The following is a 17,185-nucleotide window of genomic DNA, read 5'->3' as shown; positions in this document are numbered from 1 at the left end:
AGCACCGGCTCCGGCAGTGACCGCGCGTACTCGACCAGCGCCGACAGCAGCGGTGGTGTCGCGAACATCATCGTCACCGAACGGCTTTCGAGCAGCCGGGCGATCTCGCCGGGATCCGAGCGCCGCTCGGTCGCGACGACCAGCGCCGCGCCCCCGCACAGGGCCGGCCAGATCTCGTAGGTGGAGGCGTCGAAGGCCACCGACGAATGCACCAGCACCCGGTCCGCCGATCGCACCGACCAGGATTGGGCGATCAGGTTCACCACATTGCGATGGGTGATCCCCACACCTTTCGGCACCCCCGTCGACCCCGAGGTGTAGATCACGTACGCCAGTTGGTGCGGCCGCACCCTCACCACGAGATCGGCGCTGTCACCGGCTGTTTCGAGCTCGTCCAGCACCAGCTGCGGCGCCTCGGCCCGCGGCAGCGCCGGCGCGGTCGCGCTATCGGTGACGACGAGTACGGGTTTCGCGTCGTCGAGCACGAAAGCCAGCCGATCCGAAGGATATCCGGGATCGATCGGCAGATACGCGGCACCGGTCCTCGACACCGCCACCATCGCCACGATCAGCTCGGCCGATCGCGGCAATGCCACCGCGACAACGGATTCCGGGCCGACACCGTGCCCGGTCAGCGTCCGCGCCAGCCGGGTGGCCCGCAGGTCGAGCTCACGGTACGACAGGGCCAGCTCGCCGCACAGCACGGCGGGCGCGTCCGGGGTGCGGGCGACCTGGGCGCGGAACAGGTCGGGCAGCGCCGCGTCCGCGACCTCGACGTCGGTGGCGTTCCAGCGGCGCGTGATCAGTTCGCGCTCATCGGCGTCGAGCACGTCGACCGGCCCCACCGCCGCCTCGGGATCGGCCACCAGCTGCCGCAGCACCCGCGCCAGCCGTGCCGCCAGCGCCTCGGCGGTGGACCGGTCGAACAGCTCCGTGGCGTACTCGAGGTGGATGTCCCAGCCGCCGGACGCGGCGTCGGCGACGGTGAACACCAGATCGAAGCGCGAGGTCGTCGCCGCCAGCGGATACGGCTCGAAGTCGGCCCCCGGCAACGCCAGCGTGGGCGCGGCGTTGTTCTGGAAGCTCAGCAGCGTCTGGAACAGCGGATGATGTGCCGGCGAGCGCACCGGATTGAGCAGCTCGACCAGCAATTCGAACGGGATGTCCTGATTCTCGTACGCGGCCAGCGCCTTCGCCCGGACCTCGCGCAGCAACCGGGTGAACGACGCCGCCGGGTCGACCCTCGCGCGCAGCACCCAGGTGTTGACGAAGAATCCGACCAGATCGGCCATACTCTCCTCGGTGCGCCCGGCGATCGGCGATCCGATCGGAATATCGTTCCCCGCACCGAGTTTGAACAGCAGCACCGCCAGTGCGGCCTGCCACACCATCGACGCCGACGCGCCTTCACGCGCGGCGAGCGCCCCGGCGGCGGCCCGCAGCCGGGGATCGATCCCGAGCACGGCCACGTCCCCGCGGTGACCGGCCACCCGCGGTCGAGGCCGGTCGGTCGGCAGCGCCAATTGTTCGGGCAGTCCGTCCAGTTCCCGTCGCCAGTAGTCGAACTGCCGGGACAGGACGCTGTCCGGATCGCTCGCCGAGCCGAGCAGTTCCTGTTGCCACAGCGTGTAATCGACGTATTGCACCGGCAGCGGCTCCCATCCCGGCGCCTGCCGCCGCCGGCGGGCGGCGTAGGCCTGCGACAGATCCCGCAGCAACGGCGCCATCGACCAGCCGTCGCCGGCGATGTGATGCAGCAGCACCAGCACGACGCGATCGGCTGTGCCACAACGCAGGACGGTGATCCGGATCGGAATCTCGGTGGACAGGTCGAAGGCGTGCCCGGCGGCACGGGCGAGTTCCGCGTCCAGGTCGGCGAGCGGCACCTCCGCGCTCGACAGCGGCACCTCGACGCTGCCGGCGTCGAGCACCTGCTGGCCGGGTACGCCGTCCACCTCGACGAAGACGGTGCGCAGGCTCTCGTGCCGCGACACCACGTCGGCGACGGCGACAGCGAAGGCCGATTCGTCGAATTCACCGGTCAGCCGGATCGCCACCGGCATGTTGTATGCGGCGGAGGGTCCGTCGAGCCGATGGATGAACCACAACCGGCGCTGCGCGAACGACAACGGGATCATCACTGAACCGCCTTTCGATTCATCTTGCGCAGGGCCGGTCTCCGGGCCGGAGCCAGCTCCGCCCATTGCTGTGCCAGCTGGGCCACGGTCGGGGCGTCGAAGATCACCCGGACCGGAATCTCGACTCCCAGCTCCCCCCGGATCCGGCCGGCCAGCCGGGTGGCCAGCAGGGAGTGACCGCCCAGTGCGAAGAAGCCGTCGTCGACCCCGACGCGGTCGCGGCCGAGGACTTCGGCGAACAGGCCGGCCAGCACCCGTTCCCGTTCGGTGGCCGGCGCCCGATACTCCGCCGACGAGTGGAACTCCGGATCCGGCAGCGCCGCGCGGTCCAGTTTCCCGTTGGCGGTCAACGGGACCGCGTCGATCACCAGCACCACCGCCGGCACCAGGAAATCCGGCAGCCGCTCGGCCGCGAAGCCGCGCACCGCGGCCGGCAACAGCGTGTCGTGCGGATTGTTGGCGTGTGCGGCCGGATCCACCACGGCGGCCGCCGGCCGGTACACGTCGGTCAGCGACCGGTCGGCCACGATGTCGGCGTCGACGAAGACCGCCTCCATCCGGCCCGGTCGCGTGGACCAGGTGACCGCGGTGGTGTAGCCCAGCCGCGCGCCGAGCGCGTGCAGATCCTCCGGGAGCAGACCCGCCGGATCGGGTGCGCCGTCGAGCAATTCGGGCGGCACTCGGAGGCCCGCCCGGATCAGGCGGGTGGCCTCCAGTTCACCGATCAGTCCCGCGTGCGGAATGCCGGTGACGCGAATACCGTGGTGCCGCTGTGCTTCCAGCAGTTCCCGTAGCCGGTCCGGCGTGTGGAATTCGACCGCCGGCGCTTCGCCCACCGAGAGTGCTCGGGCGGGAGATCGGCGCAGCACGACGTCGTAGCGGTACCGGCTCAGTTCGTTGACCCGGCGGCCGCGTTTGAGTTCGATGCCGACCACGTCGAAACCGGTGAGGCCGAGGAAGTATTCGGGTGCGAGGAGCAGTTCCTTCTCCCCGGAGATGCTGCGGCGCACCCGATCCCGGACCGCGGCGGGATCGTCGCCGCCGTGCCGGGCGAGTTCGGTGGCGGTGGTGAACTGTTCCAGCAGAGCCAGATTGCGCACATCGCCGAGGAACACCGCCCCGCCGGGGGCCAGCACCCGCAGTACGGTGTCCAGTACCCGGCGCAGATAGGCCGGGCCGGGGAAGTACTGCACCACCGAGTTCACCACCACGGTGTCGAAGTGGCCTTCGGGCAGTCCGCGGGGATCGTCGGCGGCCTGGACGCTGGTGAACACCCGGTCGACCCACTGCCCGCCGAGGCCGCGCAACTGTGCCCGCAGCGTGCCGATGGTGGCCGCGGAGAAGTCCGTGGCCCAGTACTCCTCGCAGTCGGGTGCCAGCTGCGACAGCAGCAGTCCCGCGCCGACGCCGATCTCCAGCAGGCGCTTGGGCCGCAGTTCCCGGATCCGTTCGACCGTGGCCGCGCGCCATTCCCGCATCTGGTCCTCCGGGATGGGAGCGCCGGTGTAGCTGCTGTTCCAGCCACCGAAGTTGGCACCGAACCCGGAACCGCCTGCGCCGGAGCCGTTTCCGACACCACCGTTTCCGACACCGCCGTGTTCGAGGCCGCCGTGTTCGAGGCCGCCGTGTTCCGGGCTGCCGTAGAGGTCGTCGTACACCCGCCGCCACTGCCCCACCAGATCGTCCTCACCGGCGGCCGGGCCGGACCGATCGGCGACCACATACCCCACCAGTTGCTTGTCACCGGCGGCGGTGTCGCGTGCGAGCACCACCGCCCGGGACACCGAAGGATGCTGTGCCAGTACCGCTTCCACCTCACCGGGCTCCACCCGGAAGCCGCGGATCTTCACCTGCTCGTCGGCCCTGCCGACGAACTCCAGCAGCCCGGCGGAATTCCACCGCACCACATCACCGGTGCGGTACAACCGGCCACCGCCGGTATCGAACGGATCGGCCACGAACCGCGCCGCCGTCAGCCCGGCCCGGCCCCGGTAGCCCCGCGCCACCTGCGCGCCCGCCACGTACAACTCGCCGGCGACGCCCACCGGAACCGGCGCCAGCCCCGAATCCAGCACGAACACCCGGGTATTCGCCACCGGGCGGCCGATCGCGACGGTGCCGGGGGTGCCCGCCGCCTCGTGATCGGTGACGCACGCCGTGGTCTCGGTGGGCCCGTACCCGTTCACCACCCGGACGTCCGGACAACTCGCGTAGAGCCGGCGCACCACGTCGGCGGTCAGCTCGGCGCCACCGGCGATGATCCGCCGCAGCGTCCGCAACGGCGCGCCCGCAACGGGTTCGACGTGGTCGAGCAGGGCCGCGAGCATGGGCGGGGTGGCGAACATCTTGGTCACCGCCCGGTCCTCGACGAGCCGGGCGAGCTCCGCGAGGTCGGTGCGCGGCGCGGTGGCGATCACCACCGCCGCGCCGCCGCACAGGGCCGGCCAGATCTCGTAGGTGGAGGCGTCGAAGGCCGTCGACGTATGTGCCAGCACCCGGTCGTCGGGGGCCACCGGCCAGGCCGAGGTCACCAGGTTCGCGACATTGGCGTGGGTGACACCGACACCCTTCGGCACGCCGGTCGAGCCCGAGGTGTAGATCACGTAGGCCAGCTCGTCCGGTCGCACCCGCACCGGCGCGGCCCGGTGGCCGTCGCCGTCCGGCTCGTCGAGGTGCACCGGCGGTACGGCGTTGCGGGGCAGGCCCTTCGCGGTCGCGAGGTCGGTGACGAGCACGGCCGGGGCGGCGTCGGCGAGCACGAACGACACCCGCTCCGCGGGATATTCGGGATCGATCGGCAGATACGCGGCGCCGGCGCGCAGCACGCCGAGCATCGCCACCACCAGGTCCAGCGAGCGCGGCAGTGCCACCGCGACAACGGAATCCGGGCCGACCCCACGGGCGGCGAGGGTCGCCGCCAGCCGCTCGGACCGCTGCGCGAGTTCCCGGTACGTCAGGCTCGCAGCGCCGCAGATCAGCGCCGTCGCCGCCGGGGTGCGGGCCGCCTGCGCCTCGAACAGGCCGGTCAGCGTGGTCCCGGCGACCGTCGCGCCGGTGTCGTTCCAGTGGTGCAGCACCGATTCCCGTTCGGCGGCGCCGAGCAGGTCGATCGTGCCCACCGGTGCGGCCGGATCGGCGACGATGCGGCGCAGCAGGCTCAGGTACCGGGCGGCCAGCGCGTCGACCGTGGACCGGTCGAACAGGTCGGTCGCGTATTCGACGAGCCCGCGCCAGATTTCGCCCGCCGGGGCGTCGGCGATGCTGACGAACAGGTCCAGCCGGGCCGTTGCGGTGACCGCCCGATACGGCTCGATCCGCACGCCGGACAACTCGAGCACCGGCAGCGTGTTGTTCTGGAAGGCCAGTGACACCTGGAACAGCGGATGCCGGCCCGCCGAGCGCGCCGGATTGAGCATCTCGACCAGCAATTCGAACGGGACGTCCTGATTCTCGTAGGCCGCCAGCGATTTCGCCTTGACCTGGGCCAGCAGTTCGGCGAACGAGGTGGTCGCGCCGACCCGCGCCCGCAGCACCCAGCTGTTGACGAAGAAGCCCACCAGCTCGGCCAGCGCTTCGTCGGTGCGCCCGGCGATCGGCGAGCCGATCGCAACATCTTCTCCCGCACCGAGTTTGGACAGCAGCACGGCCAGCGCGGACTGCAACACCATCGACACCGTCGCGCCCTCGCGGGTGGCCAGTTGTTCCACCGCGGCCCGGGTCCCGGCATCGATGTCGAAGAAGACCATGTCACCGCGATAGGTCGCGACCCGCGGCCGCGGGCGATCGGCGGGCAGGATCGTCTGCTCGGGCACTCCGTCGAGTTCGCGCCGCCAATAGTCGAACTGCCGGGACAGCACGCTGCCGGGATCGGTCGGCGCGCCGAGCAATTCCTGTTGCCACAGGGTGTAATCCGCGTACTGCACCGGCAACGGCCGCCACCCCGGCGCCCGATCGCCGAGCCGCGCCGCGTAGGCGGTGGTCAGATCGCGCAGCAGCGGCGTCATCGACCAGCCGTCGCCGGCGATGTGATGGATCAGCACGACCAGCACGCAGTCCTCGGGCGCGGTGCGGAAGACGCGGGCGCGCAACGGAATCTCCGACGACAGATCGAATCCGTAACGCACGGCCGCGGTCACCGTCGCGTCCAGATCGGCGGCGGCCACCTCGGTGACGTCCACCGGGATCTCGAGATCGGCGGCGTCCAGCACCCGCTGAGCGGGCGCGTCGTCGGTCTCGACGAAGACGGTGCGCAGGCTCTCGTGCCGGGTGACCACGTCGCCGACCGCCGCCGCGAAGGCCGGGACGTCGAACGTCCCGGTCAGCCGTACCGTCAGGGCGATGTTGTAGGTGGCCGACGGTCCTTCCAGCCGGTGGATGAACCACAACCGCCGCTGCGCGAACGACAGCGGCACCACCTCCGGCCGCGGCCGCACCGACAACCGCGGACGCACCCGCGCACCGGCGTCCAGCCGGGTCGCCAGCTGCGCCACAGTCGGTGCGTCGAAGACGGTCCGGATCGGCACCTCGATACCCAGCACCGCCCGGATCCGGCTGACCAATCGGGTGGCGAGCAGCGAATGGCCGCCGAGTGCGAAGAATCCGTCGTCCAGACCGACCCGGTCGACACCCAGCACCTCGGCGAACAATTCGGCCAGCGTGCGTTCCTCGAGGGTGTCCGGCGCCCGGTATTCCGTCGCGGCGGCGAATTCCGGATCCGGCAGCGCCGCGCGGTCCAGTTTCCCGCCCGCGGTCAGCGGCACCGACCCGATCACCATGACCACCGCCGGCACCATGAATTCGGGCAATCGCTCCCCCGCGAACCGGCGCACCTCGGCGGCCAGCAGACCCGCCTGCGGACTGTTGGTGTACGCGGCCGGGTCGCCCACGCGGCCGTGCGGCCGATGGACATCGGTCAGGGTCCGGCCGGATGTCGTTGCGGCATCGACGAATACCGCCTCCATCCGATCCGGTCGCGCCGACCAGGTGACGGCCGTGGTGTAGCCGAGGCGCGCCCCCAGTTCGTACAGATCCTCGGGCAGCAGACCCGCGCCGGTGCGGGTGGCGGCTGGGTCGAGGACGCCCTCGAAGCCGAGGCCGCGGGACAGTCCCGCGTGCGGAATTCCGGTGATGCGCAGTCCGCCGGCGGGCCGGTCGGCCAGGAGTTCCCGCAACCGATCGCGGCCGGGGAATTCGACCTCCGGCAGGTGCGCCACCGACAGCGGATGCGCCGGTGTGGTGCGCAAGACGACGTCGTAGCGGTATCGGCTCAATTCGTTGACCGCGTAGCCGCGCTTGAGCCGGATATCGACGGCCTCGACACCGGCCACCGTCCGGACCAGGCTCGGGAAGTACTCGGGGGCGACCAGCAGTTCCTGTTCGGCGGCGATATCCCGGCGGACCGCGTCGGCGAGCGCCGCCGGATCCGCGTCGCCGTGCCGCGCGATCTGGATCGCCCCGGCGAATTCCTCGAGCAGCGCCAGATTGCGCACATCGCCGACGAATATCGCGCCGCCGGGTGCCAGGACGCGCAGAATCCGCACGAGCACGGTGCGCAGATACGCCTCGCCCGGGAAATACTGGATCACCGAATTCAGCACCACGGTGTCGAAGTGGCGCTCCGGCAATCCGATCGTGTCCTCGGCGGCACGGGCGTGCAGCGACACCCGATCGGTCCAGCCCGCTCCCAGGTCACGCAGCTGCCGTTCGAGATTGGCGATGGTGGCCGCGGAAAAGTCCGTGGCCCAGTACTCTTCGCAGTCCGGCGCGAGCTGCGACAGCAGCAGACCCGAGCCGACGCCGATCTCCAGCACCCGCCGCGGGCGCAGTTCCCGGATCCGGTCGACGGTCGCGTCCCGCCACTCCCGCATCTGTTCGACGGGTATGGGCGCGCCGGTGTAACTGCTGTTCCAGCCGCCGAAATCCGCGCCTAAATCCGCGCGGTCCGGGCGTTGTCCGGCGGCGGAGTACAGGTCGTCGTAGACCCGCCGCCACTGGCCCACCAGTTCGTCCGCGCCGACGACCGGCCCGGTACCGTCCGCGACGACGTAGCCGACCAGTTGCCTGCCGCCCGAACCGGTGTCGCGCGCCACCACGACCGCCTGCGCCACCGAGGGATGCTGCGCCAGTACCGTTTCCACCTCACCGGGCTCGACCCGGAAGCCGCGGATCTTCACCTGGTCGTCGGCCCTGCCGACGAATTCGAGTACTCCGGCCCTCGTCCAGCGCACCACATCCCCGGTGCGGTACAACCGGCCGCCGGCGGCATCGAACGGATCCGCCACGAACCGGGCGGCGCTCACACCGGGCCGGCCCAGATATCCCCGTGCCAGTTGCGCACCGGCCACGTACAGCTCGCCCGCAACGCCCGCCGGAACCGGCTGCAACCACGAATCCAGTACGAACACCCGGGTATTCGCCACCGGCGCACCGATCGGCACCGCGCCCTCGAAGCCGTCGGGCACCTGAAACGAGGTGACATCGACGGTCGCTTCGGTGGGTCCGTACAGATTGTCCACGCGCACACCGGCACAGGCGGACTTCAGGGCGTGGACCAGTCCGGCCGTGAGAGTGTCGGCGCCGGTCGCGATCCGCGTCAAGCTGCGCAACGGGCTGCCCGGCAGCACTTCCAGGTGTTCGGTCAGCGCGGACAGCAGGGCGGGGGTCGCGAACATCCCGGTCACCGAGTGGGTCTGCACCAGCCGGGCGATCTCCGCCGGATCAGATCGCTGTTCACCCGCCATGATCAGCGTCGCACCACCGCACAACGCGGGCCAGATCTCGTAGGTCGACGCGTCGAACGCCACCGACGAGTGCACGAGCACCCGATCACCGGGACCGGCTTGCCATGCCTGGGCAACCAGATTCACCACGTTGCGATGGGTGATCCCCACGCCCTTCGGCACACCCGTCGAACCGGAGGTGTAGATCACGTATGCCAGCTGCTGCGGCCGCACCAGCGCCGGGCGCTCGCCGGTGTCGTCGGCGATGTCGAGCCGATCCGGATACAGATGCGGTATCGCGTTGCCGGGCAGCACCTTCGCGGTCACCGAGTCGGTCACGACCACCACCGGCGCGGCATCGGTGAGCACGAACTCCAGCCGATCCGACGGATACGCCGGGTCGATCGGCAGATACGCGCCACCGGCCTTCGACACCGCCAGCATCGCCACCAGCGATTCCGCGGATCGGGGCAGCGCCACCGCGACGATCGTGTCCGGGCCCACCCCGCAGGCCCGCAATCGCCGGGACCAGCGCGCCGCGCGGCGATCGAGCTCGCGATAGGTCAGTTCGAGGTCACCGCAGATCATCGCCACCGCATCGGGATTCGCTGCGGCCCGGTGCTCGAACAGGGCGATCGCGGTGGTGTCGGGAATCGGGGCGGCGGTCTCGTTCCACCGGTACAGCACCGCCGTGCGTTCGTCGCTGCCGAGGATGTCGATCGAGCCCACCGGCAGCTCCGGGACCGACACCACCCGCCGCAGCACGCGCACCAGCCGGTGCGCCATCGTCTCCACGGTGGCCGCGTCGAACAGCTCGGTCGCGTACTCCACGAACCCGTTCCACGCCCGGCCCGCCGGTGCGTCGGCGATATCGAAGAACAGATCGAACCGCGAGGTCGCGGTGCCGGCCGGGTAGGGCTCGATCCGCACGCCGGTCAATGCCAGGTCCGGCCGGATGTTGTTCTGGAATGCCAGGGCGATCTGGAACAGCGGATGATGCGCCGCCGACCGGGCCGGGTTGAGCAGTTCCACCAGCAGTTCGAAGGGGACGTCCTGATTCTCGTAGGCGGCCAGGGCTTTCGCTCGCACCCCGCCGAGGATCCCGGTGAAGGGGGCCTCCGGCACGACAGCGGCCCGCAGCACCCAGGTGTTGACGAAGAAGCCCACCAGATCGGTCAGGGCCTCGTCGGTGCGCCCGGCGATCGGTGCGCCGATCGGGATGTCCTCCCCCGCACCGAGTTTGAACAGCAGCACGGCCAGCGCCGACTGCAACACCATCGACACCGTCGCGCCCTCGCGGGCGGCCAGCCGTTCCACCGCGGTCCGGGTGGCGAGGTCGATCTCGAAATACACCATCCCGCCGCGATAACTCGCCACCCGCGGCCGCGGCCGATCGGCCGGCAGCCGCAATTGCTCCGGTACGCCGTCGAGTTCGCGACGCCAGTAGTCGAACTGCCGCGCCAGCACGCTGCCGGCGTCGGAGCGGTCACCGAGCAGATCACGTTGCCACAGTGTGTAATCCACGTACTGCACCGGCAGCGGCGGCCACTGTGGCGTACGTCCCGCCAGGCGCGCGTCGTACGCCGCCGACAGATCGCCGAGCAGCGGCGTCAGCGACCAGCCGTCACCGGCGATGTGGTGGATCAACAGCACGAAGACGACCTCGCCGTCACCACCGCGGAAAACACCGGCGCGGACCGGGATCTCACCGGTGAGATCGAAGCCGTACCGCACCGCCTCGGCCACCGCGGCGGCCGGTCCGGCGGCGCCGGTGTCGGTCACCGTGAACGGCACCTCGACCGCGTCGAGCACCCGCTGCGACGGCACTCCGTCCACATCGGCGAACACCGTGCGCAGACTCTCGTGCCGCGCGACGACATCCCCGATCGCGGCGCGCAGGGCCGCCACGTCCACGCCGTGCAGCCGCACCGCCAGCGCCATGTTGTAGGTGGCCGAGCGGCCCTCCAGCCGATGGATGAACCACAATCGGCGCTGTGCGAACGACAGCGGCACCACCGCCGGGCGCGGGCGCGGCGTCAGGGCCGGGCGCACCTGCTCGCCGGCCGCCAATCGGGTGGCCAGTTGCGCGACCGTCGGCGCGTCGAACACCGTCCGGATCGGCACCTCGGCGCCGAGCACCGCCCGGATGCGGCTGGCCAGCCGGGTGGCCAGCAGCGAATGCCCGCCGAGGGCGAAGAAGCTGTCGTCCACCCCGACCCGGTCCAGTCCGAGCAGTTCGGCGAACAGTCCGGCCAGCACCCGTTCCCGCTCGCCGGCCGGTGCGCGATAGGCCACCGCCGACACGAACTCCGGGGCCGGCAGGGCCGTGCGATCCAGTTTCCCGTTGGCCGTCAACGGCATCGCGTCGAGCACCGTGACCACCGCCGGGACCATGAAGTCCGGCAGCCGGTCGGCGGCGAACGCGCGCACGTCGGCCCCGTCGAGCCCGGCCCGGCCGGGGACCACGTAACCGGCCAGTTGCATACCACCGGCGCCCGTGTCGCGGGCCACCACCGCCGCCTGCGACACCGCGGGGTGCTGCGCCAGTACGCTTTCCACCTCGCCGGGCTCGACCCGGAAACCGCGGATCTTCACCTGGTCGTCGGTCCGGCCGACGAACTCCAGCTGTCCCTGCGCATTCCACCGCACCATGTCCCCGGTCCGGTACAGCCGGCCACCGGAGGCGTCGAACGGATCGGCCACGAACCGCCCGGCGGTGAGCGCGGCCCGGCCGCGATAGCCCCGGCCCAGTTGCGCCCCGGCGAGGTACAGCTCTCCCGGCGCCCCGGCGGGCACCGGCATCAGGCCCGAGTCCAGTACGTACGCCCGCACATTGGCCAGGGCCGCGCCGATCGGCACCGCCGCGGCGCTCGCGCTCGCGGCGTCGGCGGCGAAACTCGTGGCGAACACCGTGGTCTCGGTCGGTCCGTAGACGTGGCTCAGCACCGCGGCGTCCGGCAGCCGCCGTACGGTCGCGGGGGTGAGTTCGGTGCCACCGGCGAGCATCTGGGTCAGGCTCCGCAGCGGATCGCCGGGCACCGCCTCGGCCCGGTCCAGCAGCATCGACAGCAGCGCCGGTGTCGTGAACATCCTTGTCACCGATCGGCTTTCGATCAGCCGCACGAGCTCGAGCGGATCCGAACGCCGTTCGGTGGCCAGCACCAGCGCGCCGCCGGTGGCCAGGGCGGTCCAGATCTCGTAGGTCGAGGCGTCGAACGCCGTCGAGGAATGCACCAGCACCCGATCCGCGGGGCCGACGGACCAGGGCTGGGACACCAGGTTGCGCACGTTGCGCTGGGTCACGGCAACGCCTTTCGGCGTACCCGTGGATCCGGAGGTGTAGATGACGTACGCCAATTGCTCCGGCCGCACTGCGACGGCGGGTGCGGGCAGGCCGGATGCCGGCGGGCCGAGCCGGTCCAGGTACAGCCGCGGTATCGCACTGTCCGGCAACACCTCCGAAGTGGCGGTATCGGTCACGACCACCACCGGCACCGCGTCGGCGAGCACGAACGCCAGCCGCTCCGACGGATAACCCGGATCGATCGGCAGATATCCGCCGCCGGCCTGCCACACCGCCAGCAGCGCGGCGATCAGTTCCACCGACCGCGGCAGAGCCACCGCGACAACGCATTCCGGGCCCACCCCGTGCGCGGCCAGTACCCGGGCCAGTTCCCCGGCGCGGAGCTCGAGCTCCCGGTAGGTCACCGCGGTGTCACCGCAGTACACGGCCACCGCCTCCGGCCGCCGGGTCGCCTGCACGCGGAACCGCTCGACGACGGTGGCCGCCGGGATCTCAGCGGCGGTGTCGTTCCATTGCCGCAGTACCCGTTCGAGTTCCGCGAGGTCGAGCACCTCGGCGGTGCCGATCGGGGCGTGCGGATCCGAGGTCAGCCGCCGCACGATCCGCACCAGCCGGTGCGCCATCGCCTCGACGGTGGACCGATCGAACAGATCCGTGGCGTATTCGACGAATCCCGCCCAGCCGGCGCCGGCGGGGCCGATGCCGACGGTGAGATCGACGCGCGCCGTGGTCGAGACCGGCGGGCGGGGCGCGACGTCGACCCCCGGCAGCGCCAGCGCGGCCAGCGGGTCGTCCTGGACGCTCAGCAGGACCTGGAACAGCGGGTGATGCGCCGCCGAGCGGACCGGATTGAGCAGTTCGACGAGCCGTTCGAAGGGCGCGTCCTGATTCTCGTAGGCGGCCAGCGCCTTCGCGCGGACCCGGCCCAGCACCTCGGCGAAGGTGGCCGCCGCGGTGACCGGTGCGCGCAGCACCCAGGTGTTGACGAAGAAACCCACCAGATCGGCCAGCGCCTCGTCGGTGCGCCCGGCGATCGGCGTGCCGATCGGGATGTCCTCCCCCGCACCGAGTTTGAACAGCAGCACGGCCAGCGCCGTCTGCCACACCATCGACACCGACGCGTGCTCGCGAACGGCCAGGCGCTCCACCGCGATTCGGGTCTCGGCGTCGATGTCGAAGAAGACCATGTCGCCGCGGTAGCTCGCCACCCGCGGCCGCGGCCGATCGGCCGGCAGCCGCACGTGCTCCGGCAGCCCGTCGAGTTCGCGCCGCCAGTAGCCGAGTTGCCGGGCCAGCAGGCTGTCCGGATCGTCGGCCGAGCCCAGCAGTTCCCGCTGCCACAAGGTGTAGTCCACGTACTGCGCCGGCAGCGGCGCCCATCCGGGCGTGTGCCCGGCACAGCGCGCGGCGTAGGCCACCGACAGATCCCGCGACAAGGCCGCCACCGACAGGCCGTCCCCGGCGATGTGGTGGATCAGCAACACCACGATCCAGTCGCCGTCGCACCGGAAGACGTCGGCCCGCAACGGAATCCCCGTCGCCAGGTCGAATCGGTGCGCCACGGCGGCGGCCACCGCGGCGTCCGCCGTCGCGGGATCGACCGTGGTGATCGTCACGGGCACTTCGACATCCGCGGCGTCGAGCACCCGCTGTGCGGGCACCCCGTCGGATTCGGTGAAGACCGTGCGCAGACTCTCGTGCCGCGCGACGACGTCGCCGACGGCGATCGCGAAGGCGGCGGTGTCGAAGGCGCCGGTCAGCCGCGCGGTCAGCGGAATGTTGTAGGTGGGCGAGGGTCCTTCCAGGCGATGGAGGAACCACAGCCGCCGTTGCGCGAAGGAGAGCGGGATCGTCGCCGGCCGTGGCCGCGCCGACAGGGCCGGGCGCACCCGGACACCGTCGTCGAGCCTGGGCACCAACTGCGCGACCGTCGGGGCGTCGAAGACCGTGCGGATCGGCAGTTCGACACCGAGCGCCACCCGGATCCGGCCGATGAGCCGGGTCGCGGACAGGGAATGGCCGCCCAGTTCGAAGAAGCTGTCGTCGACGCCGACCCGGTCCCGCCCGAGCACCTCCGCGAACAGTTCGGCCAGCAACCGTTCGCGGGTGCTGCCCGGCGCCCGGTACGCGGCCGTGGAAGTGAACTCCGGATCCGGCAGGGCCCGGCGATCCACCTTGCCGTTGGCGGTCAGCGGCACCGATTCGATCACGATCACCAGCGCCGGCACCAGGTATGCGGGCAGCCGGTCGGCCACGAAGCGGCGCACCTGCCCGCCGTCGACCGGCCGGTCCCGGTCGACGACGACGTACCCGATCAGGTGGGTGTCGTCGTCCGCGCCGGAGGTTCGGGCCACCACCACCGCCTGCGTGACCGAGGGGTGTTGTGCCAGCGCGGTTTCCACCTCGCCGGGTTCGACCCGGAAGCCGCGGATCTGTACCTGGTCGTCGGCGCGGCCGATGAATTCCAAGGTCCCCGCGCCGGTCCAGCGCGCCACGTCGCCGGTGCGGTACAGCCGGCCGCCGCCCGCGGCATCGAACGGATCGGCCACGAATCGGGCCGCTGTCAGCCCCGACCGGCCGTGATATCCACGCGCCAATTGGTTACCCGCGACATACAATTCCCCGGCCACACCCACCGGCACCGGCAGCAGCCCGGAATCCAGCACGAACACCCGCATATTTCCCAGCGGCGCACCGATCGGGCTGCCACCGCGCGGGCCGGGCACGGTGGGCAACTCCACTCTGGTCACGTGGACGGTGGTCTCGGTGATCCCGTACATGTTCACCAAGGCCGGACCGTCCGCGCGGCCCACGCCGTACCACGGCTGTACGTGCGCCTCTTTCAGCGCCTCTCCGCCGAATATCACCGTGCGCAGCGCGGCATCGGTATTCGGCCGCACGGCGCGGGCGCGGGCGAGCGCCTGGAATGCCGACGGCGTCTGATTGAGGATCGTCACCCGCTCGCCGACGATCAGATTCCACAATTGGGCGGGAGTGCGCACCACCTCCCACGGCACGACCACGACCCGGCCACCGTGCAGCAGCGCACCCCAGATCTCCCACACCGAGAAATCGAAGGCCTGGGAATGGCACCAGGCCCAGACGTCGGCGGGGCCGAATTCACACCGGTCGGCGGTACTCAGGAACAGCGACACCACATTCCGGTGCGTGACGGCGACGCCCTTCGGCGTGCCCGTGGATCCGGAGGTGTAGATCAGATAGGCGAGATTGCCGGGCGACACGGTGACCGGCGGCCGCGCACCGGACGCCACCGGACCGATCTGCTCCAGTTGGATTCGAGGAATTCCGTTGTTCGGCAGCACTTTCGAGGTATCGGCGTCGGTGAGCACCGCGACCGGCCCGGCGTCCCGGAGGATGAACGCCAGCCGGTCCGCGCGATGACCCGGATCGATCGGCAGATAGGCCCCGCCCGCTTTCGACACCGCGAGCATCGCGACGATGAATTCCGGCGATCGCGGTAAGGCCACGGCCACCACACGATCCGGGCCCACGCCCCGGGCGATCAGCTCCCGGGCCAGGCCGTCGGACCGGTCGTCCAGCTGCCGATAGGTCAGCTCCGTCGCGCCGGCGGTGATCGCCACCGCGTCCGGCGCCCGGCGGACCCGATCGGCGAACAGACCGATCAGGGTGGCCCCGTCGTCGATCGGCACGGCGGTGTCGTTCCACCCCTCGACCAGCGGATCGGGTTCGGCGCCCAGCAGTTCCAGCGCCCCGATGGGGGTGTCCGGATCGGCGACGGCCCGGCGCAGGCAGCGGGTGAGCGCGCCGAGGTAGGTGCGCAGATCGTCCTCGGTGTACAGCCGGGCATCGCCCTCCAGACGCAGGTATCCGCCACGGCCGGAACGTCTTTCGTAATGGAAGACGATGGACAGGTCGCCGCTGTTGCCCGCGGAGTACAGTTGCAGGTCGGCGGTTCCGCCGGTCATCCGTAGCGCGCCGAAGAAGGACATGACGTTGACGACCGGGCCGAACGGGTTGCCGTCACCGTTCGACGACCGCCCGGCATCCCGCCGGATGTCCGACATCCCGTAGCGCAGATGGTCCTTGGCGGCGGCGAAGGTGCGGCCGATCCGCCCGGCCAGCTCGGCCAGCGACGCATCCCGGCTCGCATCGATCAGCAGCGGAACGGTATCCGAGAGCTGGCACGGCGTACTGCCCGCGACGGCGTCCCGGTTCGACACCGGTATCTGCACGCAGAATTCGTCGCGCCGCGTCCAGCGCCCGATGACGGCCGCCGCGACGGACATGATCAGATAGGGAAGTTTGACGCCGGCCGCCCGCGCCGAATCCAGCAGTGCGGTCAGTTCGGCGGCGGACACGTCGTGGGTGCACCCGACCCGGCCCGGCCGGGCGCCGCCGTTCACGTTGCCGGGCAACCGAACCGGGTCGATGCCGACCGGCAGATGGTCGCGCCAGTACTCCCGATCGGCGGCCTGCCGCTCGCGGCGATAGGCCAGGTCGCTGTCGATGATGTCGCCGATGTCCACGAATTCGACGGGCGTCGCCGGAATTCCGGCCGTGGCGGCGCAGTACACATCCAGCACCCGCTGTGCCCAGGCCGCGACCCCGACACCGTCCATGATGATGTGGTTGAAACACATCGAGAGAATCCAGTGGTCGTCGCCGAGGGCCAGCAACGCGACCCGTAACAGCGCATCGTGCTCCAGATCGAAACCCGACTCCCGTTCCCGCGCCAGATAATCGAGGGCGGCGGCCGCCGGGTCGGGTTCGCCGCTCAGATCCCGGTGCACCGGCGTCCATTCCCGGTGGTCGCGCTCGACGACCAGCGGCCCGTCGGGACCCCGTACGAAATTCACCCGCAGTGCGCGCGATTCGGTGAACACCCGATGCAGCGCGGCGTCGAATCTCTCGATATCCAGATCGGCGTGGATGTCGATGTAGACGAGGCAGTTGTTCGGAATATCCGCCAGCTCGTGGGCCAGCCAGAGTTCTTTCTGAATCGAAGTCGAAGTGCGCAGCGGTGTTTCATTGTCGAATTGCAT

At 70.8% G+C, this 17,185-nt stretch carries 2 protein-coding genes (1 of these 2 only partly in view); both read right to left on the bottom strand.

The annotated features are described in order from the left end of the window. On the bottom strand, window positions 1-2,138 hold the 5' end (the start) of the coding sequence (locus LBW94_RS18530; protein WP_225057276.1) for a non-ribosomal peptide synthase/polyketide synthase. It extends 18,358 nt beyond the left edge of the window; 2,138 of the gene's 20,496 nt are visible here — the first part of the coding sequence; its start codon is at window positions 2,136-2,138; its stop codon lies beyond the left edge, outside the window. Further along, entirely contained in the window at window positions 2,138-17,185 is a 15,048-nt protein-coding gene (locus LBW94_RS18525; protein ID WP_225057152.1) for a non-ribosomal peptide synthetase, read from the bottom strand. The genes LBW94_RS18530 and LBW94_RS18525 overlap by 1 nt, the downstream gene beginning before the upstream one ends.

Source organism: Nocardia sp. alder85J, assembly GCF_020176955.2.
Classification (GTDB): Bacteria; Actinomycetota; Actinomycetes; order Mycobacteriales; family Mycobacteriaceae; genus Nocardia.
The sequence above is the reverse complement of the archived record's forward strand: the minus strand, read 5'-3'. Positions and strand labels throughout refer to the sequence as shown.